Raw genomic sequence first — 20741 nt, forward strand, 5'->3', positions numbered from 1 at the left:
TCGGACGGCCAGGACTTCACGACACAAAGACCCCGGACCGGACCCCACCGCCCGGCCGCATGACCCTGCTCCGAATCATGCAACAAATTCAGTCTATTGATCGGGAGTCGCGTGAACAGCCTAATTTTTCGCACTGCGTCATCAGCATGTGGAAAGGCGCTGTCACAAAGATTCATGCATCGCCGGTAAACGATTCACGGCAAAGCATTTTTTCGGATTGTGCTTTGTGGAAAAGTTCAAATTTTATTTTTTTGCTTTGGGCTTTGCCGCAGCCACAGGTGCGGCCTGTCCGGTCAATTCGGCAAGCCTGGCCTCGAGCGCATCGATGCGGGCGGCCAGCCTGGTGTTTTCTTCGCGGGCCTTGGCAGCCATGTCGCGGGCAGCCTCGAACTCCTCGCGCTGCACCACATCCATGGTGTTGAGGATGCGCTCGGCCTGCCCCTTGAAGGCAGTCTCCACCTCGCGGCGCACGCCTTGTGCGGCACCCGCGGCATCGGTCATCAGCTTGGCGAATTCATCGAGAATGCGGTTCGGTCCGGTCGACATGGCAAATCCTCGCTTGCTGGAATTGACGTAGTGGCACTGCCTGCGGAATGCAAGAACGTTGAAGCTGGTGCGGCTTCATGTCGGACGCGATTTGGCTCACGGTCCGGCCGACAGATTGCTATTATCGCAAATGGATTCTTGGAACGACGGTTGCCGTGACGGACAGTGCGGACTTGGAGAAGCGCTTTGCAGCACTCGATGCAGCACTCGCAAAGGGCATTTCGGATGCCAGTGCGGGCCGGGTCTAGCCTGGCGACGAGGTGCTGGACAGGCTTGAAGCCAAATACAGGGCAATGGCAGAGAGAACCAAGTGAAGTTACTGGTCTTCACAGACCAGCGGCCTAGTTTTTCTCACGACTTGCTCCAGGCAAGAGTCACTCTCATTCAGGATCAACCAATGGCAACGCCCCCGCGCCGACCGACCAATCCGATGGAAGCCGCTGAAGCGGCCTTCAAGCCGGTCAAGAAACCCGCGCCTCCCATTCGCGAACCCTCCGCCGCACCAAACGTTCGCGAGCTTGTCTCGATCAGGATCGATCGCGCCGTGCTCGACCATTTCCAGGAAGATGGCCCCGGCTGGCAAGACAGGATCAACGATGCGCTCAGGCAATTGGTCGCCGGCAAGCCGCAGGGTTGAGCCCATTATCTCTGACGATCAGGCTGTCGTCACCTTGCCTTGACCCCGCCAAAACCCTGCCGCATGGTCCGCGCCCTAACGCGAGCCCTCCCAGGAGATCCTGTTGAACGACTATTTCCCGCTGCCGATGGCGTCGCTGTCCTTCCCCAACATCGACCCGATCCTGGTTCAGATCGGCCCGCTGGCTGTGCACTGGTACGGCATCGGCTATATCGTCGGCATCCTGTTCGCCTGGTGGTACGCCAAGCGGCTCGTCACCAACACAAGGCTGTGGCCTGATGGCGTCTTGCCGATGAAGCCGATCGACCTCGACGATTTCATCGTCTGGGCCGCCGTCGGCGTCGTGCTCGGCGGACGCACCGGCTATGTGCTTTTCTACGATTTAAAGCGCTATATCGACCACCCGCTCGACATCTTCGCCGTCTGGCAGGGCGGCATGTCGTTCCATGGCGGCCTGCTTGGCGTCATCCTCGCCATGACGCTGTTTTCCCTCAAGCGCGGCATCCGCACCTGGACGCTGTTCGACGTGGTGGCAGCCGGCGTGCCGGTCGGGCTCGGCCTCGTCCGCATCGCGAACTTCGTCAATGCCGAACTCTGGGGTCGCGTGACCGACGTGTCGTGGGGCGTCGTCTTCTGCAACGAGCGTCTCCAGCAGACCGTGGCGGGTTGTGTCGCGGGCCTGGAGCCTCGCCATCCGAGCCAGCTCTACGAAGCGCTGCTCGAGGGCGCGGTGCTGTTCCTGGTCCTGCGCTTCCTCACCCATTCGCGGCTGAAGCTGAAGACGCCGCGCTTTGTCGGCGGCGCCTTCATTTGCGGCTACGGCCTGTCACGCATCTTCGTCGAGTTCTTCCGCGAGCCCGACCAGCAGCTCGGCTACCTCCTCGGCGGCTGGCTCACCATGGGCATGGTGCTGTCGCTGCCGATGGTGCTGGCCGGCATCTGGGCGATGGCCACAGCCAAACCGGCGCCGCAACCACAGCCGGCATGACACGGCTGAAGACCCGCATCGTCGACCTGATCGGCGCGCTCGGCCCCCTCCCCGTCAACGAGTACATGGCGCTCTGCCTGTTCGATCCCAGCGACGGCTACTACACCACGCGCGAGCCGTTCGGCGCCGCCGGCGACTTCGTCACCGCACCCGAGATCAGCCAAATGTTCGGCGAACTCGTCGCCGTCTGGCTCTATCAGGCCTGGCTGGCGATCGGCCGACCCCTGCCGGTCACCATCGCGGAGATCGGGCCTGGCCGCGGCACGCTGATGAAGGACATGCTTCGCACCCTGACGCGGCTCGATCCGGCTATCGCCGCCGGAGCATCCTTCGCTCTGGTCGAGACCAGTCCGCGGCTGACTGAAATCCAGAAGCAGACGCTTGCCGAAACTTCGGTTGAGCTCGGCTGGCACGAAACCATCGCCACACTACCGCAGGCGCCGTTGCTGATTGTCGGCAACGAATTGTTCGACGCTGTGCCGATCCGCCAGTTCATCCGCGCCGGCGCCGGCTGGCGCGAACGGGTGATCGGCCTCGATGTCTCAGACGAGTTGAGCTTCTTCGCCGGCGCCGGCTCGGTCGAGGCGACGCTGCTGCCGGAAGACGCCGCCGAGGCGCCACAAGGCTCTATTTTCGAAATAGCACCGGCCCGCGCGGCACTGATGGCGACCATTGCCGAACGCATAGCCGACCACGGCGGCGCCGGGCTGTTCCCCGATTACGGCCATCTCCAGCCCGGTTTCGGCGACACATTGCAGGCCGTGCGCAGGCACGCCCCAGAAGATGTGCTGGCCAATCCCGGCGAAGCCGATCTCACCGCCCATGTCGACTTCGCGGCACTGGCCGCCGTCGTGCGGGCGCATGGCCTCGATGTGGAATTGGCGACGCAGGGCGACTTTCTGCTTGGCATGGGATTGCTTGAGCGAGCTGGCCAGTTGGGCAGCCAGGCAAGCCAAGAGGCACGACAAACCATTGCCGATGCCGTCGAGCGCCTGGCCGGACCCGACGGCATGGGCACGCTGTTCAAAATCCTGCAAATCCTGCCGCATCAGCCAGTCTGACCCTCAGAGATCGTTACAAGCCGTCCCGCCATGTCGCTTGTGGTCGCATGCCTGCTTTTGGCCAATGCAAAGTCGACGCAGCAGCACTGTCGCAATCACTCGGCCGAACTTCGCCTTGACGAAAACGCCGGCGCGGACAACAAACCCATCCATGCTGAATCAGACCAAACCGGATCCTGTTCGCTCGCCGCTGCTGGAAGCGGCCAAGCCGCGAGGTATCCGCCATGGCTATTTCACCCGTATCGGCGGCGTCTCCGGCGGCATCTATCAGGGACTTAACATCGGCACCGGGTCGGATGACGATCAGATGCTGGTCGCCGAGAACCGCCGCCGCGTCGCTGCCTGGATGGGTGTGCCGGCCAGCCATCTCCTGACCGCGCATCAGGTCCACTCGCCCGATGTCGTTATTGCCAGGGAACCCTTTCCCGGCCCGCGGCCCAAGGCCGACGCCATCGTCACCGACCGGCCGGGCATCGCCATCGGCGCCTCGACGGCCGATTGCGGCCCGGTGCTGTTCGCCGATGCGCAAGCGCGCATCATTGGCGCTGCACACGCCGGCTGGAAGGGCGCTTTCACCGGTGTGCTTGAAAACACCATTGCCGCGATGGAAAGCCTCGGCGCCCGCCGTGAGCGCATCATTGCGGTTCTCGGTCCTTCGATCGGCCCCGACAATTACGAGGTCGGGCCGGAATTCGTCGCCCGTTTCGTCGAAGCCGATGCCGAAAACATCGGCTATTTCGCGCCTTCGGCCAATCCGGCGCATGCAATGTTCGATCTCAACCTCTATACGGTCGACCGGCTGAAGAAGGCTGGCGTGACCGCGCAGGGGCTTGGCCGCTGCACCTATGCCGAGGAGGATCTCTTCTTTTCCTACCGGCGCGCGACGCATCGCAAGGAACCGGACTACGGTCGGCAGGTTTCGGCAATTGTTTTGGAGAACGGATAATGGCGCTGCATTTCGAACGGTCGGAATTTGACGCCCGGCGTGACCGGTTGATGATCGAGATGACGGAAAAGAAGCTCGATGCTGTACTGCTTTTCGCCCAGGAGAGCATGTACTGGCTAACCGGCTACGACACGTTCGGCTTCTGTTTCTTCCAGTGCCTGGTTGTGAAGGCTGACGGCTCGATGGTGCTGCTCACCCGCTCGGCCGATTTGCGCCAGGCGCGCCACACATCGATCATCGACAACATCGTGCTGTGGACCGACCGCGACGGCGCCAACCCGGCGGTCGACCTGCGCAACCTGCTCAACGACCTCAATCTCCTCGGCGCCCGCATCGGCGTCGAATACGACACCCATGGCCTGACCGCCTTCAATGGCCGCCGCGTCGACGAGCAGCTGCAGACCTTCGGCCAGATCGCCGACGCCTCCGGTATTGTCGGCCGTCTGCGCCTGTTCAAGAGCCCGGCTGAAATCGCCAAGGCCGAAAAGGCCGCCAACCTTTCCGACGACGCGCTCGACGCGGCCCTGCCGCTGATCAAGCAGGGCGGCGACGAAGCGCTGATCCTTGCCGCCATGCAGGGCGCGGTGTTTGCCGGCGGCGGCGACTATCCGGCCAATGAATTCATCATCGGCTCGGGCATCGACGCGCTGCTCTGCCGCTACAAGGCCGGGCGCCGCAAGCTGACCAAGAACGATCAGCTGACGCTCGAATGGGCCGGCGTGTTCCATCACTATCACGCGCCGATGATGCGCACCGTGCTGACCGGCAAGGCGTCGAAGCGCCATCAGGAGCTGTTCGACGCCGCCCGCGCGGCTCTTCTGGCGGTCGAGAAGGCGATGACGCCCGGCAACACCTTCGGCGACGTCTTCGACGCGCATGCCCGCACGCTGGAGGCGCACAGCCTGACCAAGCATCGGTTGAACGCCTGCGGCTATTCCGTCGGCGCCCGCTTCACCCCGTCCTGGATGGATATGCCGATGTTCTACCAGGGCAATCCCGAGCCGATCGCGCCCAACATGACATTGTTCGCGCACATGATCATCATGGACTCCGAAACCGAGACGGCGATGACGCTTGGCCGCACCTACCTGACCACCGAATCCCAGCCGAAGCCGCTTTCACGCCATGATCTCGACTTGATCGTACAGTGAATCCATAATGGTTGGTCCACGCGGGGGCGTTCGCGACTAAGGAGTTTTCGGGCAGATGAGACGATCGCATGTGACGACCGTGTCATTGCTCGCAGCGCTTGTGCTGGCCGCTTGCACCAATGCCAAGGACGTCCTTGAGCCGTCCGCCATCACGCCGCCGGCAGCCTCGGCCCAACCGGCTCAGCCCTTGGCTGCCCCGGGCATCGCGCCCGCCGCCACACCAGCGCCGGTCGTCGGCGCCACGACACCCGCCAACCCCGCGCAGAGCGCCGCCGCTTTGTCGAAGACCCGGCTGCAGATCGCGCCGATCGTCGGCGCCTCCGTGGAAGCGGCAACGCCGCTGACGGCCGAACTGCAGACACGCGCCAAGCAGCGCGGCATCACCCTTGCCGGCAGCGCCGACCAGGCCGCCACCCATGTGCTGAAGGGCTACTTCTCGACCATGACGGAAGGCAAGGATACCACCGTTATCTATGTCTGGGACGTCTATGACCCCGCTGGCAACCGGCTACACCGCATCAATGGCCAGCAGAAGGCGCCCTCGGTCAATGCCGCCGAAGGCTGGCCCGCGGTTGCACCCGCTACCATGCAGGCGATCGCCGACCAGACGATCGACCAGTTCGCGGCCTGGCTCGGCGGCAGCGCCGGCTGATCCGCCTGTTACCGGCTTCCGTTCACTGTTGACGTTTTTGAGATTAGCCGGCGGATTCCCGTCAACGAGGCTTGCAATACCGGCACGGCTCGCTACAAGCCCGATTAAGAGGACCTCCCCATCCTTCGCCAGGAACGGTGCATGAAGCTTTTCGCGGGCAATTCCAACCGGGTGCTGGCCGAAGCGGTCGCCCGCTATCTCAATGTCCCGCTGGGCAAGGCCAGCGTCAGACGCTTCGCCGATCAGGAAATCTTCGTCGAAATCCAGGAAAACGTGCGCGGCGAGGATGTCTTCATCCTGCAGTCGACCTCGTTCCCGACCAACGATCATCTGATGGAACTGCTCATCATGATCGATGCCTTCATGCGCTCCTCGGCCAAGCGCATCACCGCGGTCATCCCCTATTTCGGTTACGCCAGGCAGGATCGCCGGGCCTCGGGCCGCACACCGATCTCGGCGAAGCTGGTCGCCAACATGATCACCCGCGCCGGCGTGGACCGCGTTTTGACGCTCGACCTCCATGCCGGCCAGATCCAGGGTTTTTTCGACATTCCGACCGACAATCTGTTCTCGGTGCCGGTGATGGCCCGCGACGTGAAGGCAAAATACAAACAGCTTGCCAATGTCGTCGTCGTCTCGCCCGACATCGGCGGCGTGGTGCGCGCCCGCGCGCTCGCCAAACGCTTCGACGCACAACTGGCCATCGTCGACAAGCGCCGCGAACGTCCCGGTGAATCCGAAGTGATGAACATCATCGGCGCGGTCGCCGGCAAGGATTGCCTGCTGATCGACGACATCGTCGATTCCGGCGGCACGCTGTGCAATGCCGCCGATGCGCTGCTCGCCAACGGCGCTACCAGCGTCACCGCCTATATCACCCACGGCGTGCTGTCGGGCGGTGCGGTCGCCCGGATCAGCGGCTCGAAGCTGCAGGAACTGGTGATCACCGATTCCATCCAGCCGACGCAAGGCGTGCTCGACGCCCCGAATATCCGCGTCATCTCCATCGCCGACCTGATGGGCGAGGCGATTTCGCGCACAGCGACCGAAGAGTCCGTGTCGAGCCTGTTCGATTAATCCATGTTGCCCAAAAGCGTGCCCACGGGCCTGGCTCGGGGGTAATCTCCTTTTTGGAATCTGCCCCAAACCGTCGTGAAAGGAGCCAGCTGATGCGCAATCGAATCAAGGCTGCAGGCATCGCAGGAATGCTTCTCGCAATCGGCATCGCCAGCGCGGCCTATGCGCCGACAATCGCTCCGGTTTCGACCGCGCAGGCGCAAACGGAATATCTTCCCACCGAAAAGGATTTCATCGGCAAATGGAGCATCGCAGGGTCCGCAATCCGGCCACCGCGTGATCTGAAAGAGCCGGCGAAGCCCGACCAGGAAGCGTCTGCGACCGAATTTCAGCAGACTGTGACCGCCTTTTATGGCGCCTTCGACTATCTGGAGATCACGGCGGACGGCCGCTACAATTTTCACCAACCGGGTGACCCGGCATCGGGGCCTTGCGTCTGGTGCGGGACATGGTCGTTCAAGAACGATTCCCTGTGGCTCGAACTGGACACGGCGCCCAGGCTCGACATCTACGCCGAGGGCGGCGACATGCAGATGACCTACACGGCCGAGCCTGAAGAGACGTCACGATACAAATGGCTTGTTTTCAGCTGGACCAAGGCTGATTGAACTGAGGGGTGAGGCGTTCTCGCGCACGCCAACCGAAGCATCGGTGTCAAGCCCGATCTCCTGAGGCGGGCAGTCAGTCCATGGTTGCATTGTGCGAGGAGTTCACCATGGCCATACTGCCCCTCCAATCAACGGAGGAGTAGCAGATGCGGCGTAGGACTTTGCTCGGGCTCGCGGTTTCCATCGCAGCCACCCTTTCAGCACCGGCGGCCTGGGCCGCCGATTTTCCGGACCGGACCATCACCATGGTTGTCCCCTTTTCCGCCGGTGGCTCGACGGATCTGGTCGCGCGCCTGGTCGCCAACAAGATGTCCGAAAAGCTGGGCCAGCAGATTGTCGTCGAAAATGTCGGCGGCGCCGGGGGCAGCATCGGCGCTGCCCAGGTCGCCCGAGCCGAACCGGACGGCTACACGATCCTGATGGGCACGGTCGCAACCCACGCGCTCAACCCGCTGATCCTGAAGACAAAGCCCTACGATGCGGAGAAGGATTTTGCGCCGATATCGTTGCTCGTGCTGGTGCCAAACGTCCTGGTCGTAAACCCTGAATTCCCCGCCAAGGACGTCAAGGAACTGATCGAGATGCTGAAGAAGGACCCGGACAAATATGCCTACGCCTCATCAGGCAATGGCACCCCGCTGCATCTCTCCGGCGAGCTTTTCAAGACGATGGCCGGCGTCAGTATGCAGCACATTCCCTACAAGGGCGCCGGACCGGCCTTGAACGACGTTATCGGCAATCAGGTGCCGATGATGTTCGACAACCTCCCCTCTTCATCGGGCCATATCAAGAGCGGGACGCTGAGAGCGCTTGGCGTCACCACCAAGGAGCGCGTTCCCTCCTTCCCCGACATACCGGCCATTGCCGAAACCATTCCCGGCTATGAAACCTACAGCTGGAACGCTCTGTTCGCGCCCGCAGGCACGCCGCCGGAGGTCGTCGCCGTTCTTCAGAAGGCGGCAGTTGAAGCCCTGAAAGACCCTGATGTGATCGCCCGCATGGCCCAGTTCAGCGCCTCGATAGTGGCCTCCACCCCGGAAGAGCTTGGAGCGCATGTGAAGGCCGAACTCGCCAAATGGGAACCGATCGTCAAGGCCAGCGGCGTTCAGCTGGACTAGGGCCTACGACAAAGTGCTGCGGGCTTTTTCCTGGCGCTACGGCGCCGGGGCCTCAAGTCGAGGCTGAGCCCGCCGCATGCCTTCGTCGCGGGCGCCGCGCATATAGCCGCGCGGCGAGGCCCCGAGCATGCGCTTGAACATGGTTATGAATGCCGGCACGCTGTCATAACCGAGGTCGAGCGCCACCCTGGTGATCGGCTCGCCATCGGCGAGCCTGGGAAGTGCCGCAAACAGGCAGGCCTGCTGGCGCCAAGTCGACAAGGACAGTCCGGTCTGGCGCTGGAAGGCGCGGGTGAAGGAGCGCCGGCTCATCCCCGCGGCATCGGCCCACTCGTCGATCGTGGCATGCGGCGACGGTGCCGCCACGAAGCGTCGGCAGAGCGCCGCCAGCCTGGGATCAGACGGGAACGGCAGGCCGAGCGGCCGTTCCGGCAAGGTCGGGATCTCGTGCAGCAAGAGGTTCATGATCAACCCGCCGCGGCCTTCCAGTTCGCCACCTTGCGGCAGCTTTTCCGATTCTACGATCAGGCTGTGCATCAGCTCGGTGACGCCGACGACACGCAAGCCTTCCGGCAGGCCGGGGATAGCGCCCGGCATGACATAGACCGAGCGCATCGAGACGTCGCCCAGCATTTCGACAGAATGCTCGGTGCCGGCCGGTATCCACATTGCGTGGTCGGGCGGCACCATCCAGCGCCCGTACCTGGTCGTCACCAGCACGACACCGACCAGCGCATGCAGCAGTTGGCTGCGGCTGTGGCGGTGTTGCGGCACGAGGTAACCGTCCGGATATTCGGTCGGCAAAGCCACCGCCGGCCCGGAAACCTCCTCCAGCCACTGCCAGCGGCTTTCGTGCAATCGGCCGAGATCGGCATTGCCGGCGCGGAAGATGTCCCTGCCATGTGGCATCGGCTATGGCCCACTTGCGAAACTATTGGACCAAACCACGAAAGAAGTCGCCTCGCAAGCGGCTTATAAGGCAGCCATCCCCAAGGCGCTCCGCAGGGGCGTCGCCCAAGCGCTTCAGACGAGCGTCCTTAAGGCGGTCCGCGGGAGCGGCCGCCAAGCCTGCCCGCGGGCAAACACCCGCCAAAAAGACCTCGGAGCCTGCCTTGACCGATACGACAGCCACCAGCATTGCACCGCAGCCAAGCGCCAGCCTCCCTTCAGCCCAGGCGACCGCCTTCACCGTCATTCTGGCGGTGAGCTTTTGCCACGGCATCAACGACATCATGCAATCGCTGCTGCCGGCGATCTATCCGCTGCTGAAAGAGAATTACGGTCTCGATTTCTGGCAGATCGGTCTTCTGACCTTCACCTTCCAGGTCACGGCGTCGCTGCTGCAGCCGGTCATCGGCATGATCACCGACAAGCGGCCAATGCCCTATTCGCTGCCCTACGGCATGGCGTCCTCGCTGATTGGCCTGATCGTTCTGGCCTATGCCGGCCACTATGCGCTGCTTCTGGTCGGCGCCTCGCTGATCGGAATCGGCTCGGCGATCTTCCATCCGGAATCCTCGCGCATTGCCCGCTTTGCCTCCGGCGGCCGCTTTGGCCTGGCGCAATCTTTGTTCCAGGTCGGCGGCAATTTCGGCCAGTCGATGGGGCCGCTGCTCGCTGCCTTCATCGTTGTGCCCTTCGGCCAGACCAGCATTTCATGGTTCGCCGTCGGGTCTCTGATCGGCATCATCGTTTTGTCGCGGGTCGGCGGCTGGTACAGCCGGATGCGCGCCGCGCAGGGCAATCGCAAGGCGGCAAGCTTCGTCTCCCCCTTCCCGCGCAAGAAGGTGATGGGAGCGCTGGCGGTGCTGACGCTGCTGGTGCTGACCAAGAACGCCTACATCGCCTCGCTCTCCAGCTACTACACCTTTTATTCCATCCATAAGTTCGGCGTGTCGGTGCAGATGAGCCAGGTCATGCTGTTCCTGTTCCTCGGCGCCTCGGCGCTGGGCATCCTGCTCGGCGGACCGTTCGGCGACCGCTACGGCCAGAAGGCGATGATCTGGTTCTCGATCGTCGGCGTGCTGCCGTTCACGCTGGCGCTGCCCTACGCCAATTTCGAATGGACGATGGTGCTGACGGTGCTGATCGGCCTGATCCTGTCCTCGGCCTTCTCCAACATCGTCGTGTTTGCGCAGGAGTTGGTGCCGGGACGTGTCGGCACCATCGCCGGGATCTTCTTCGGCTTCGCCTTCGGCATGGGCGGCATTGCAGCCGCCGTGCTCGGCGTCGTCGCCGACATGAAGGGCATCGATTTCGTCTTCCAGATCTGCTCGTATCTGCCGCTGCTCGGCCTGCTGACGGTGTTCCTGCCCAACATGAAGGAAGCCAGGAAGGCGCAAGCGGCGGCCAGATAAAACCGGTCGATTTTGCGGATTTGACGCAGGGCGCGGCATTGCTGCGCCCTCTGTGATTCTTTCACCATGCGCTGGTTGAAAAGCCTGCTAGAGATAGTCATCAACGAAGGCTTGGGGCCTTCGACGTCTCTGGGGGATGACATGCGCAAGATCGTATTGGCCGTATTGGGTGTGCTTCTTGTTACCTTGCCGGCGACGGCACGCATCGTTCCCTTTCCGCCGGGTTTCAAGACGCAGTCCGTCGAAACCAACGGCACCAAACTCTATGTGCGCGTTGGCGGCAAGGGTCCCGCCGTCGTGCTGCTGCACGGCTTTGCCGATACCGGAGACATGTGGGGCGCCGCGGCCATCGCCCTCGCAAAGGACCACACCGTCATCGTGCCGGACCTGCGCGGCATGGGTCTGTCGGCCCACCCGGAAGCGGGCTACGCCAAGAAGAACCAGGCCGTCGACATCGCCGGCGTGTTGGATGCCCTGAAGATCGACAAGGCAGATCTCGTCACCCACGACATCGGCAACATGGTCGGCTATGCGCTCGCCGCTCAGTATCCCAAGCGCATCACCAAATGGGTTATCATCGACGCGCCGCTGCCCGGCATAGGCGACTGGGAAAAGATCAAGCAAAGCCCGCTGCTTTGGCACTTCAACTTCCGCGGCCCTGATATGGAGCGGCTGGTCGCGGGGCGCGAGCGCATCTATCTCGACCGCTTCTACAACGAGCTGTCGGCTGACCCCAAGAAGATCGACGAGGCGACGCGCAGGCACTACGCCAAACTCTATGCCCGCCCGCATGCGATGCATGACGCTTTCGAGCAGTTCAAGGCGTTTGACCAGGACGCGATCGACAACCAGGCGATGCTTGCCGCCAGCGGCAAACTGACCATGCCGCTACTGGCTGTCGGCGGTGAAAAATCCGCTGGCACTACGCAGGCCGATCTCCTGCGGCTTGTTGCGACCGATGTAACGGGCGGCATCGTGCCCGCTTCCGGACACTGGATCATGGAGGAAAACCCCGACGACACCGTCAAACTGATCACTGGTTTTCTCGATAAATAGGCACTGTCCCGCTGACATTTCGACGAAAGCAAATGCACCCGCCTGACGGCGGCTGCATTTGCCTATCCGCCTGGACGATTCTAGGCCTTGAAGAACGCCAGCAGGTCGGCATTGATGACATCGGCATGGGTCGTCGCCATGCCGTGCGGGAAGCCCTTGTAGACCTTGAGCTCGCCCTTTTTGAGCAGCTTGACAGCCAGCAGCGCGGAGTCGGCGATCGGAACGATCTGGTCGTCGTCGCCATGCATCACCAGCACCGGCACCTCGATGGCCTTCAGATCGTCGGTGAAGTCGGTTTCCGAGAACGCCTTGATGCAATCATAATGCGCCTTGGTGCCGCCCATCATGCCCTGGCGCCACCAATTCTCGACGACAGCCTGCGACACCTGGGCGCCGGGGCGATTGAAGCCGTAGAACGGGCCGGCCGCGACGTCGTGGAAAAACTGGGCGCGGTTGGCTGCCTGGGCGGAGCGGAAACCGTCGAACACCTCGATCGGCAGGCCGCCGGGATTGGACGCCGTCTTCAGCATGATCGGCGGCACCGCGCCGAGCAATGCGGCCTTGGCGACACGGCCGCCGGAGCCGTACTTCGCGACATAACGGGCCACTTCGCCGCCACCGGTGGAATGGCCGACATGGATGGCGTTCTTGAGGTCGAGATGCGCTGCAAGCTCCGCGACATCGGCGGCGTAGGTGTCCATCTCGTTGCCGGTATCGGTCTGGGTCGAGCGGCCATGGCCGCGCCGGTCATGGGCAATGACGCGGTAGCCCTTGGACAGGAAGAACAGCATCTGGGCGTCCCAGTCGTCGCTGCTCAGCGGCCAGCCGTGATGGAAGACGATGGGTTGTCCCGTTCCCCAATCCTTGTAGAAAATTTCGGTGCCATCCTTGGTGGTGATCGTGCTGCTGCCGGGCTTGGTCATCTCGCTCTCCATTGATTGCTTCCGCGATAATCAATATCGCGATAACCATACGACTAGCGCAGGTCCAAATCCTTGTCTACAGAAAATATGTATCGCGATATCATTTTTCGTGGTACATATTGATGTGCTCAGTCGGCTAAAGGAATGCCTCGTGCCTCTCCCGTTGGACAACCAGCTCTGCTTCACGCTTTACGCCACCAGCATAGCAATCAATCGCACCTACAAGCCCATGCTGGACGAGATGGGCATCACTTATCCGCAATATCTCGTGCTGAACGCACTTGCCGAAGCCCGCGGGATGTCGGTCGGCTCGATTGCGCACAGGCTCGCTTTGGAATCGAGCACCATCACGCCGCTGGTGAAGCGCATGGAACAGGCCGGTCTCGTCACCCGCCAGCGCAGCCAGACGGACGAGCGCCAAGTGCAGGTCGACCTGACGCCTGCCGGCCGCGCGCTGCTCGTCCAGTGCAACTGCCTCAACGAAACCCTGATCGAACGCTCGGGCATGACGATGGCTGATCTCGATGCCTTGAATCGGCGGATCCAGGCGCTGCGCGAAGCGTTGAGCAGCAAGCCGGACTAGCTGCCCTACAAACACGCCAGGCTTAATCCTTGCCGGCCAGCCAGCGCACGACGTTGCCCATCAGCTTGCCGTAGAGCGGCCAGCCGAGAAAGTCCTGCGACAGCCAGTGCGGGCCGATATCCGTCGCCCAGGCGACAGTGCGGCCGTGGCCAACGCTGCGAGCAGCAAGCAGCGGCCAGTCCGTGCCACGATAATGGCAGGTCGCCAGCAGCTGGGACGAGCCATCGCGCCTGAAATCGAGTTTGTTCATGCCGAGGATCGGCGGCAACGGGCCCGCGACACCGGCAAGGATTGGATGCGACGCCTGAAGGATCGACGGCTGCAGGCCTTGCGGCACTTCCAGCCCGTCCGAGAATGGCAGGCAGCGCACGGGCAGCACGTCCTCGACCGGGGTGTCGTGGAAACGCGCCGTGCCGAACATGCCCTGGAACCCCATATAGCCGCCGGCCAGCATCAGCCCGCCGCCGCCTTCGACATAGGCCTTGAGGACGTCGAGGCGGTTGACGCCGATGCGCCCGGCGCGGGCCTCCGGCGTGACCAGCAAGGTCAGCGCGCCGACATCGGAGATCACCACCGCCTGGTATTCGGCCAGCGCGTCGAGGTCATACGGAAATTCGGCCGCGCAGCGATCGCCACCGATCTGCGTCACCGCTATGCCCTCTGCGGCAAGTGCGGCATTGAAGGCCGTCGCGCCGTTTACCCACGTCGCACTCGTCAGCACATCGCCGCCGGCGGCGACCGAGGTCGTCGCCGCGAAGGTCTCGCCTGCCAGCAAGAGTTTCATCGTCGCCCTCGCACTGTTCGACTGAGGATTGAAAGGCGAGCGCCGGCTCGAACCGGCGCCCGCAACGCCTTGGGAGGCTTAGAGCAATTCCAGGAAAAGTGTGACCGGTTTTCCGTCCGGAATTGCGTAAAACAAAGGGATAGAGCGGTTCGCCGTTTCCGTGAAACGGTGAAACGCTCTAGAACTTGAACTCGGCCAGGTTTTCCGGCGTCACGATCTTGGCCGGGCCGAGGATCAGTTCACCGCTGGCGCCGATCGTGTACTCGCCGAGCCTGCCTGCCGTGAACTTCTCACCTTCCTTGCCGGTGATCTTGCACTGCGCCAGCGCCTGGGCCGCCTGATAGGTCAGGTAGCCGAGATCGGTGACATTCCACCAGATATCCTGGGCAGCGCCATCCTTGATGTATTTCGAAATCAAAGTGGCCGGCGCAAGGCCGGTCAGCTTGACCTTGCCGATCATACCGGCTTCCTCGAGTGCGCGCGCGGCCGCCGGAAGGCCTATGCCTGCCGGCACGATGATCACCTTGAGATCCGGAAACGCCTGCACCAGCGCCAAGGCCTGCTGCTGGTTGACCTGCTCGCTCTCCTCGCCATAGGCGACCTGCACCAGTTTCATCTTGGCGTATTTCGGCTCTGCCGCCATCTTCGCCTTCATGAAGTCGATCCAGGCGTTCTGGTTGGTCGCCGTCGGCGTCGACGACAGGATGGCGAACTCGCCTTCGCCGCCGCTGAGGTTGAATGCGCTTTCCAGCATCATTTCGGCCAGACTGTCGCCCTTCACCTGGTTCACGAACACCGCGCGCGCATCGGCCGCGACGTCGGAATCGTACGAGATCACCCGGACGCCTTGCTGAACGGCGCGCTTCAGCGCAGGCGCAACGGCATTGGCGTCGTTGCCGGCGATAGCGATGACGCCGACCTTCTGCGACACAAGGCTGTTGATGAATTCGAGCTGTGCCTCGGCCGTCGCCTGCGACGGGGCGACCTGGGTGGCGGTGCCGCCAATTTCCTTCGCAGCCTCTTCGGCGCCGCCGAAAGCCACCTTGAAGTAGGGATCGGTGTCGAGCTTGGGCAGGAAGCCGACGGTCACCGGTTCCTTGGCGCATTCCTGGCTGTAGGCCAGCGAGGCCGGCGCAAGCAGAACCGCGGATGCGAGCAGGGCTATTCTAAACGCTTTCATTGTGTCTCCTCCGTCAGAATTCGGGCTTGAAGAAAGGGGCCCGAGATCACCCCTTGGTTTCGCGCAGGACGCGCGATCTTGACAGCCGCTCCTCCAGGGAGCGCCAGTAATTGCCGACCAGCAGCGAGCCGATCAGAAGCAGGCCGATGATCATGCCTTGAGCGTCGCCGCCGATTTGGTTGAGCGCCAGCACATTTCGGATGATGGCGATCAACAGCAGCGCCAGCATGACCCCCGTGAGCCGCCCCTTACCACCGAAGACGCTGACGCCGCCGAGCAGCACGATGGTGATGACATCGAGCTCCATGCCGAGCGCATTGTTGGCGCGGGCGTTGGAGAGGCGCGCGGTGTAGACGATGCCGGCGATGGCTGCGACCATGCCCGAAACGACGAACAGCTTCAGCACCATTTTGCGCGTATCGATGCCGGAATAACGCGCCACTTCGGGGCTGCCGCCGAGCGCATAGATGCGCTTGCCGGTCGGCGTCTTCTGCAGCACCACCGCGAAGATCGGCGCCAGCAGCAGGAACGGCACGATGGTCCACGGGATTTGTGTGCCCGGCAGATTGCTGATGCCGAAATCGACGACCGCCGGCGGCAATATGTTGACCGAACCGGTGCCGAGCAGGATGTAGCCAATGCCCCGATAGAGCGCCATGGTGCCGAGCGTCACCACCAGCGACTGCAGCCCCAGCCCTGAAACCAGATAGCCATTGAAGGCGCCGAGCAGGCCGCCGAAGACCAGCGTCAGCGGAATGGCCGCCAGCGTCGGCACGCCGCCCTGGACGAGCAGGCCAAACACCACGGATGTCAGCGCCAGCACCGAGGCGATCGACAGGTCGATCTCGCGGGTGATGATGAGCAGCGTCATCGGCAGGATCAGCAACGCCTTTTCCGAGGCGCTCGCCGCCAGCTGAGAAAGGTTAAAGCCGGAAACGAAATTCGGCACGAAGACCGCCGCATAGACGAAGACAGCGAGGCAGGCGGTCGCCAGCAGCAGATCCCAGAAGTCGATCGAGCGGATAAACTTTTTCATCTCGCCCTCGCCTGTCTTGCCTGTTCGGCACGCCGCGCGATGAAGGTGTCGATGCCGATGGCAACCAGGATCACCAGGCCATAGACGCCCTGCAGCCAGAGCGGGTCGACACGCACCAGCGTCAGCCCGTTCTTGATGACCAAGAGCGTGAGCGCGCCAAGGATGATGCCGAGCAGCGTGCCCGAGCCGCCGCGGATGGCGACGCCGCCGACCACCGCAGAGGCGATCACCGTGAGTTCGAAGCCGAGCGCGACGCGGGCATCGATGGTGGCGTAGCGCGAAGCCCACAGGGCGCCGCACAGGCCGCCTAGCAGGCCGGCCATGCCGAAGGCCAGCAGGATGCGCCGGTCGACCGGAATGCCGATCAGCCTTGCGCCGTCCGGGTTGGAACCGGTGGCAAACAGCTCGCGCCCGGTTGCGGTGCGATAGAGCAGCACATAGCCGGCGCACAGGATGACAATAGCGATGATGACGATCAGCGGCACGCCTGCGATCTTCAGCCCGGTCATGTCGAGCCAGGCTTGCGTGACTTCGTCGGCGCTGACCTGGTCGCCCGCCGCCCAGATCGAGTTGAAACCGCGGAAGATCGACATCGAAGCCAGCGTAACGACGATGGCCGGGATCTTTCCCCTGGTAACGACAAGGCCGTTGAGCAGTCCGGCAAAGCCGCCGACGGCGCAGGCGGTGATCAGGCCGATGCCGATGTCCAGTCCGGGATAGGCCTGAACCATGCTGGCCGCCATATAGGCGGAGAGGCCGATCACAGCTGCGATCGACAGGTCGATGTTGCGGGTGATCAGCACCAGCATCTGCGCCAGTGCGGCGACAATCAGCAAGGCCGCGTCCATCGACACAGCGGTGAGGTTCGCCGCGCTCACCATGCGCGAGTTGATGATGGTGACCGGAATGGCGACGGCGAGCATCGCCGCAAGCAGGCCGAATTCCCGCCGCTTCAGAAAATCGAACGGTCCTTTTGCCTTTTCCTCCTCGGCGGCGCGTTCTATCTGCGCTGCCTGGCCGGCACGTTCATCGGTCCTGGTCGCCGATTCCAGTACCTTTTCCTGCGTGGCTTGCCCGCGCGAAAACTCGGCAGTCTGGCGGCCTTCGCGCAGCACGACAATGCGGTCGCACATGCCGATCAGCTCGGGCATCTCTGACGAGATCAGCAGGATCGCCATGCCTTGCGCGGCAAGGTCAGCGATCATTGCATGCACTTCCGCCTTGGTACCGACATCGATGCCTTGCGTCGGCTCGTCGAGGATGAGCACGCGCGGCTCGGTGCGCAGCCATTTGGCCAGCACCACCTTCTGCTGGTTGCCGCCGGATAACTCTTTCACCGGCTGCCCGTAGCCGGAAAAGCGCAGCTTCATGCGCTTCAGCCAGTCCGCCACCAGACCGATGGCGCGGTCGGTGCCGTAGAGACCGCGTTGTGCGGCCTTGTCGAGAACAGGTAGCACCGCATTGTCGAGGATGGAGAAATCCATCACCAGGCTCTGGCCCATGCGATCTTCCGACACATAGGCGATGCGCGCATCCATGGCGTCGCGCGCCGAGGCGAACTGCACGGGCTTGCCGTCGATCAGGATTTCGCCGGCGTCGGGCCGGTCGATACCGAACAGCACGCGCGCAATCTCGGTGCGTCCGCTGCCGACCAGGCCGCCAAGCCCCAGCACCTCGCCGGCGTGAAGCTTGAGGTCGATACCGGCAAACCCGCCGGCGCGCGAAAGTCCCTTCGCCTCCAGCACCAGCGCGCCTGAGGCATGGCGCCGTTCGGGATAGAGGTCGGTGACTTCACGCCCGACCATCATGCTGATGGCGGCAGCACGGCCAAGCTCGGCCTTCGGCTTGACGCCGATCAGGCGCCCGTCGCGCAGCACCGCGATGCGGTCGGCGATGCGGAAGATCTCGTCCATACGGTGGCCGACGAACATCATCGCCACGCCGTGCAGCCTGAGATCGGCAACGACGGAAAACAGCCGCTCGACCTCGCGCTGCGACAGCGCCGCCGTCGGTTCGTCCATGATCAGCACGCACGCATCCAGCGATAGCGCCCGGGCTATTTCGACCAGTTGCTGTTCTGAGGTACGCAGGGTTCCCAGCCGCGTTGCCGCCGGCACGTCGAGCCCGACGGTCGCCAGCACCTTGCGCGCGCCGGCCAGCATGGCGGCATTGTCGATGCCGCCAAAGCGGTCGCGCGGCATGTGGCCGAGATAGATGTTCTCCGCCACCGACAGATCGGGAAACAAGCCAGGATGCTGGTGCATGACCGCAATGCCGGCCGCCTGCGCGTCATGCGGCGAATGGAAGACGGCTGATTTGCCGTCAACCTCGACATGACCGCTGGTGGGAGAATGCACACCGGCCAGAAGCTTCACGCAGGTGCTCTTCCCGGCGCCGTTTTCGCCAAGCAGCGCCAGCACCTCGCCGGAGCGCAATTCGAAGGAGGCGTCCTTGAGCGCAATCGTGCCGCCGAAAGCCTTCGTCGCCTGAACCAGGGCAACAGGAACAGCCCGCACCACCGCAGCGTCGGCTTCGCTTTGTGTGCCCGAGTGCAGCACGTCTCCTCCCTGACTAGTTATTTTTTCAATTTGCTATATTAAATAGCGCAAAGGCGCAACGGCAAAATTGACTTCCATGGTTCCGACGCGCACTGTCGCCTCTCGCACAGGCATCGCAGGATGCTTCGGCCGAAGGTGGTTTCGGCCTCTTGCGGTAAGAACGGCGACATTTGAGGAGACGCGGGTTTTGTCAGGGAAAGGCAGCAATTCTGTCAAAGTTCGCCACTACAACGAGCGTTTCGTGCTCGACGCCATCCGTCGCCTCAAGGAAGCCTCCAAGTCCGATCTGGCGCGCGCGGCCAGCCTGACGCCGGCGGCCGTCGCTGCCATCGTCGACGGCTTGGAATCATCCGGATTCGTAAAGCAAGTGGGAAAAAGGTTCGGGCAACGCGGATCGCCCTCCACGCTTTACCGGCTGACACCGGAACGCATCTACAGCGTCGGCATCAAGATCGGCCGGCGTGCGCTTGAAGCCGTTCTGGTCGACTTCGCCGGTGAAATCCGCGCAAGAGAGTCGCACGAATACCGCTTCCCCGATCCTGATCTGGTGCTGAAGGCCGGCAACATGGCGCTGGCCACCTTCGAAAAGCTGGTGGATGGGCTTGGCGATGCCAGCATCGTCGGCGTCGGCATTGCCTCACCCTATTTCCTCGGCGGCTGGAGCGAGGAACTCGGCTTTCCCGACGATCTCGGCAGCCGCTGGGAGGCGATCGACCTGACGACATGCTTTGCCACGCCGGCGAAGACGCCGGTGTTCGTGGAAAACGACGCCACGTCGGCGGCGCTGGCCGAACTTGTCCAGGGCGCCGGCGCCCGCTTCCGCGATTTCATGCACATCTCGATCGACACTTTTGTCGGCGGCGGCCTGGTGCAAGGCGGCAGGGTCCATACCGGGCCGCATGGCAACAGCGCTGCCCTCGGACCCTTGCCGGTCTCGCCCTCAAGCCTCGATTCGGTGGCGGCGAAGCCTGCGCGCTACCAGAGCCTGCTGCATCGCGCCTCGATCTATGTGCTGGTCAATCACCTGAGGTCGCGCGGCGTGGTGATCAACCGCGTGCGAGAGCTCGATCCGTTGCCGCCCGAGGCGCGCGCGCCCTTGTTCGAATGGATCGACGATTGCGCGAGCGCGCTGGTCGAGGCGATCATCGCCATCACCTCCATCATCGATATCGAGGCCATCGTTCTCGACTCGATCCTGCCCAGGCCGATCCATCTCGAACTGCTGGCAAGGGTGCAGGCCCAGTTCAACCAGGCCAGCGCCATCGGCATCGTGGCGCCGGAGATCGTGCCGGGGCAATTCGGCCCCGAAGCGTCCTCGATCGGCGCCGCCATGCTGCCGTTCTCGGCGCTGCTGGCGCCCGACAGCGGCGTGCTCATGATCGGCAAGGACCGGACGAAACTGCTGAGCGCTCTGTCCACGCTCGGTGGCGCCAAGGGAAACGGATCAAATCCGCCCACCGACCTGCCGGCCTGAGCGCAA

Annotated in this window: 20 protein-coding genes; 13 read left to right on the forward strand and 7 right to left on the reverse strand. The window is 63.2% G+C overall.

All coding sequences use genetic code 11. The features are described from left to right. Nucleotides 1-243 precede the first annotated feature (243 nt). Complete coding sequence (locus NKH22_RS10080; RefSeq protein WP_023672029.1) at nucleotides 244-546, reverse strand: accessory factor UbiK family protein; 303 nt, start codon at nucleotides 544-546, stop codon at nucleotides 244-246. 397 nt (nucleotides 547-943) lie between these two features. Here NKH22_RS10080 and NKH22_RS10085 point away from each other — a divergent pair, with 397 nt between their 5' ends. The 9 genes from NKH22_RS10085 (at nucleotide 944) to NKH22_RS10125 (ending at nucleotide 8784) form a co-directional block, all read left to right on the forward strand. Beyond that, nucleotides 944-1183 (forward strand): BrnA antitoxin family protein, encoded by a 240-nt coding sequence (locus NKH22_RS10085; protein ID WP_023683720.1) that lies wholly within the window; start codon nucleotides 944-946, stop codon nucleotides 1181-1183. A 103-nt stretch (nucleotides 1184-1286) separates the two neighbouring features. Beyond that, nucleotides 1287-2171 carry a prolipoprotein diacylglyceryl transferase gene (gene lgt / locus NKH22_RS10090; RefSeq protein WP_023672032.1) on the forward strand — a complete coding sequence of 295 codons (885 nt, stop codon included), beginning with the start codon at nucleotides 1287-1289 and terminating at the stop codon, nucleotides 2169-2171. Next, a complete protein-coding gene (locus tag NKH22_RS10095) occupies nucleotides 2168-3232 on the forward strand; it encodes a class I SAM-dependent methyltransferase (RefSeq protein WP_352626093.1) in 1065 nt (354 codons plus the stop codon). The genes lgt and NKH22_RS10095 overlap by 4 nt, the downstream gene beginning before the upstream one ends. A gap of 151 nt (nucleotides 3233-3383) precedes the next feature. Continuing rightward, entirely contained in the window at nucleotides 3384-4178 is a 795-nt protein-coding gene (pgeF, locus tag NKH22_RS10100; RefSeq protein ID WP_023695793.1) for a peptidoglycan editing factor PgeF, read from the forward strand. Then, nucleotides 4178-5329 (forward strand): M24 family metallopeptidase, encoded by a 1152-nt coding sequence (locus tag NKH22_RS10105; RefSeq protein ID WP_023683716.1) that lies wholly within the window; start codon nucleotides 4178-4180, stop codon nucleotides 5327-5329. Before pgeF ends, NKH22_RS10105 begins: the two co-directional genes overlap by 1 nt. 55 nt (nucleotides 5330-5384) lie before the next feature. Beyond that, the gene (locus tag NKH22_RS10110) at nucleotides 5385-5981 is read left to right on the forward strand and encodes a hypothetical protein (RefSeq protein WP_023713943.1); all 597 of its coding nucleotides are present in this window, start codon (nucleotides 5385-5387) and stop codon (nucleotides 5979-5981) included. Between the two features lie 141 nt (nucleotides 5982-6122). Further along, complete coding sequence (locus NKH22_RS10115) at nucleotides 6123-7058, forward strand: ribose-phosphate pyrophosphokinase (RefSeq protein ID WP_023686119.1); 936 nt, start codon at nucleotides 6123-6125, stop codon at nucleotides 7056-7058. Between the two features lie 92 nt (nucleotides 7059-7150). Further along, nucleotides 7151-7666 (forward strand): hypothetical protein, encoded by a 516-nt coding sequence (locus tag NKH22_RS10120; protein ID WP_023686120.1) that lies wholly within the window; start codon nucleotides 7151-7153, stop codon nucleotides 7664-7666. Between the two features lie 146 nt (nucleotides 7667-7812). After that, nucleotides 7813-8784, forward strand: coding sequence for a Bug family tripartite tricarboxylate transporter substrate binding protein (locus NKH22_RS10125; RefSeq protein ID WP_023691573.1), 972 nt, complete (start codon nucleotides 7813-7815; stop codon nucleotides 8782-8784). A 36-nt stretch (nucleotides 8785-8820) separates the two neighbouring features. Here the strand turns inward: NKH22_RS10125 and NKH22_RS10130 are convergent, their stop codons facing one another. Next, nucleotides 8821-9693, reverse strand: a complete 873-nt coding sequence (locus NKH22_RS10130; protein ID WP_023711149.1) for an AraC family transcriptional regulator — start codon at nucleotides 9691-9693, stop codon at nucleotides 8821-8823. A gap of 203 nt (nucleotides 9694-9896) precedes the next feature. Here NKH22_RS10130 and NKH22_RS10135 point away from each other — a divergent pair, with 203 nt between their 5' ends. Continuing rightward, nucleotides 9897-11141 carry an MFS transporter gene (locus NKH22_RS10135; protein WP_023670046.1) on the forward strand — a complete coding sequence of 415 codons (1245 nt, stop codon included), beginning with the start codon at nucleotides 9897-9899 and terminating at the stop codon, nucleotides 11139-11141. A gap of 141 nt (nucleotides 11142-11282) precedes the next feature. Beyond that, nucleotides 11283-12197 (forward strand): alpha/beta fold hydrolase, encoded by a 915-nt coding sequence (locus NKH22_RS10140; protein ID WP_352909469.1) that lies wholly within the window; start codon nucleotides 11283-11285, stop codon nucleotides 12195-12197. Nucleotides 12198-12277: 80 nt separating this feature from the next. On the opposite strand, the gene NKH22_RS10145 is transcribed toward NKH22_RS10140, so the two are convergent. Beyond that, nucleotides 12278-13120 (reverse strand): alpha/beta fold hydrolase, encoded by an 843-nt coding sequence (locus NKH22_RS10145; protein ID WP_155929564.1) that lies wholly within the window; start codon nucleotides 13118-13120, stop codon nucleotides 12278-12280. A gap of 151 nt (nucleotides 13121-13271) precedes the next feature. Between NKH22_RS10145 and NKH22_RS10150 the strand changes: the two genes are divergently transcribed. Beyond that, nucleotides 13272-13703, forward strand: a complete 432-nt coding sequence (locus tag NKH22_RS10150; protein WP_023705903.1) for a MarR family winged helix-turn-helix transcriptional regulator — start codon at nucleotides 13272-13274, stop codon at nucleotides 13701-13703. Between the two features lie 22 nt (nucleotides 13704-13725). On the opposite strand, the gene NKH22_RS10155 is transcribed toward NKH22_RS10150, so the two are convergent. From NKH22_RS10155 to NKH22_RS10170, 4 genes are all read right to left on the reverse strand, one after another. Then, nucleotides 13726-14487: a glutamine amidotransferase gene (locus tag NKH22_RS10155; protein ID WP_023691578.1), complete on the reverse strand. Its 762-nt coding sequence runs from the start codon at nucleotides 14485-14487 to the stop codon at nucleotides 13726-13728. Between the two features lie 178 nt (nucleotides 14488-14665). Next, complete coding sequence (locus NKH22_RS10160; RefSeq protein WP_031198263.1) at nucleotides 14666-15667, reverse strand: rhamnose ABC transporter substrate-binding protein; 1002 nt, start codon at nucleotides 15665-15667, stop codon at nucleotides 14666-14668. Nucleotides 15668-15713: 46 nt separating this feature from the next. Beyond that, nucleotides 15714-16703 (reverse strand): ABC transporter permease, encoded by a 990-nt coding sequence (locus NKH22_RS10165; protein ID WP_023691580.1) that lies wholly within the window; start codon nucleotides 16701-16703, stop codon nucleotides 15714-15716. Next, entirely contained in the window at nucleotides 16700-19261 is a 2562-nt protein-coding gene (locus tag NKH22_RS10170; protein ID WP_023821601.1) for an ATP-binding cassette domain-containing protein, read from the reverse strand. The genes NKH22_RS10165 and NKH22_RS10170 overlap by 4 nt, the downstream gene beginning before the upstream one ends. Before the next feature lie 187 nt (nucleotides 19262-19448). Between NKH22_RS10170 and NKH22_RS10175 the strand changes: the two genes are divergently transcribed. Next, a complete protein-coding gene (locus tag NKH22_RS10175) occupies nucleotides 19449-20735 on the forward strand; it encodes an ROK family transcriptional regulator (RefSeq protein ID WP_023825363.1) in 1287 nt (428 codons plus the stop codon). The last annotated feature ends 6 nt before the right edge of the window (nucleotides 20736-20741 follow it).

The sequence above is a fragment of the Mesorhizobium sp. M1252 genome, assembly GCF_040318265.1.
GTDB lineage: Bacteria > Pseudomonadota > Alphaproteobacteria > Rhizobiales > Rhizobiaceae > Mesorhizobium.

Excerpts from the sequence above, each read along its gene's own strand:
- NKH22_RS10165 (WP_023691580.1), bottom strand. The coding sequence starts at position 16,703 with ATGAAAAAGTTTATCCGCTCGATCGACTTCTGGGATCTGCTGCTGGCG.
- pgeF (WP_023695793.1), top strand. The coding sequence starts at position 3,384 with ATGCTGAATCAGACCAAACCGGATCCTGTTCGCTCGCCGCTGCTGGAA.
- NKH22_RS10110 (WP_023713943.1), top strand. The coding sequence starts at position 5,385 with ATGAGACGATCGCATGTGACGACCGTGTCATTGCTCGCAGCGCTTGTG.
- NKH22_RS10115 (WP_023686119.1), top strand. The coding sequence starts at position 6,123 with ATGAAGCTTTTCGCGGGCAATTCCAACCGGGTGCTGGCCGAAGCGGTC.
- NKH22_RS10140 (WP_352909469.1), top strand. The coding sequence starts at position 11,283 with ATGCGCAAGATCGTATTGGCCGTATTGGGTGTGCTTCTTGTTACCTTG.
- NKH22_RS10155 (WP_023691578.1), bottom strand. The coding sequence starts at position 14,487 with ATGAAACTCTTGCTGGCAGGCGAGACCTTCGCGGCGACGACCTCGGTC.
- NKH22_RS10125 (WP_023691573.1), top strand. The coding sequence starts at position 7,813 with ATGCGGCGTAGGACTTTGCTCGGGCTCGCGGTTTCCATCGCAGCCACC.
- NKH22_RS10130 (WP_023711149.1), bottom strand. The coding sequence starts at position 9,693 with ATGCCACATGGCAGGGACATCTTCCGCGCCGGCAATGCCGATCTCGGC.
- NKH22_RS10120 (WP_023686120.1), top strand. The coding sequence starts at position 7,151 with ATGCGCAATCGAATCAAGGCTGCAGGCATCGCAGGAATGCTTCTCGCA.
- NKH22_RS10160 (WP_031198263.1), bottom strand. The coding sequence starts at position 15,667 with ATGAAAGCGTTTAGAATAGCCCTGCTCGCATCCGCGGTTCTGCTTGCG.
- NKH22_RS10095 (WP_352626093.1), top strand. The coding sequence starts at position 2,168 with ATGACACGGCTGAAGACCCGCATCGTCGACCTGATCGGCGCGCTCGGC.
- NKH22_RS10085 (WP_023683720.1), top strand. The coding sequence starts at position 944 with ATGGCAACGCCCCCGCGCCGACCGACCAATCCGATGGAAGCCGCTGAA.
- NKH22_RS10080 (WP_023672029.1), bottom strand. The coding sequence starts at position 546 with ATGTCGACCGGACCGAACCGCATTCTCGATGAATTCGCCAAGCTGATG.
- NKH22_RS10105 (WP_023683716.1), top strand. The coding sequence starts at position 4,178 with ATGGCGCTGCATTTCGAACGGTCGGAATTTGACGCCCGGCGTGACCGG.
- NKH22_RS10145 (WP_155929564.1), bottom strand. The coding sequence starts at position 13,120 with ATGACCAAGCCCGGCAGCAGCACGATCACCACCAAGGATGGCACCGAA.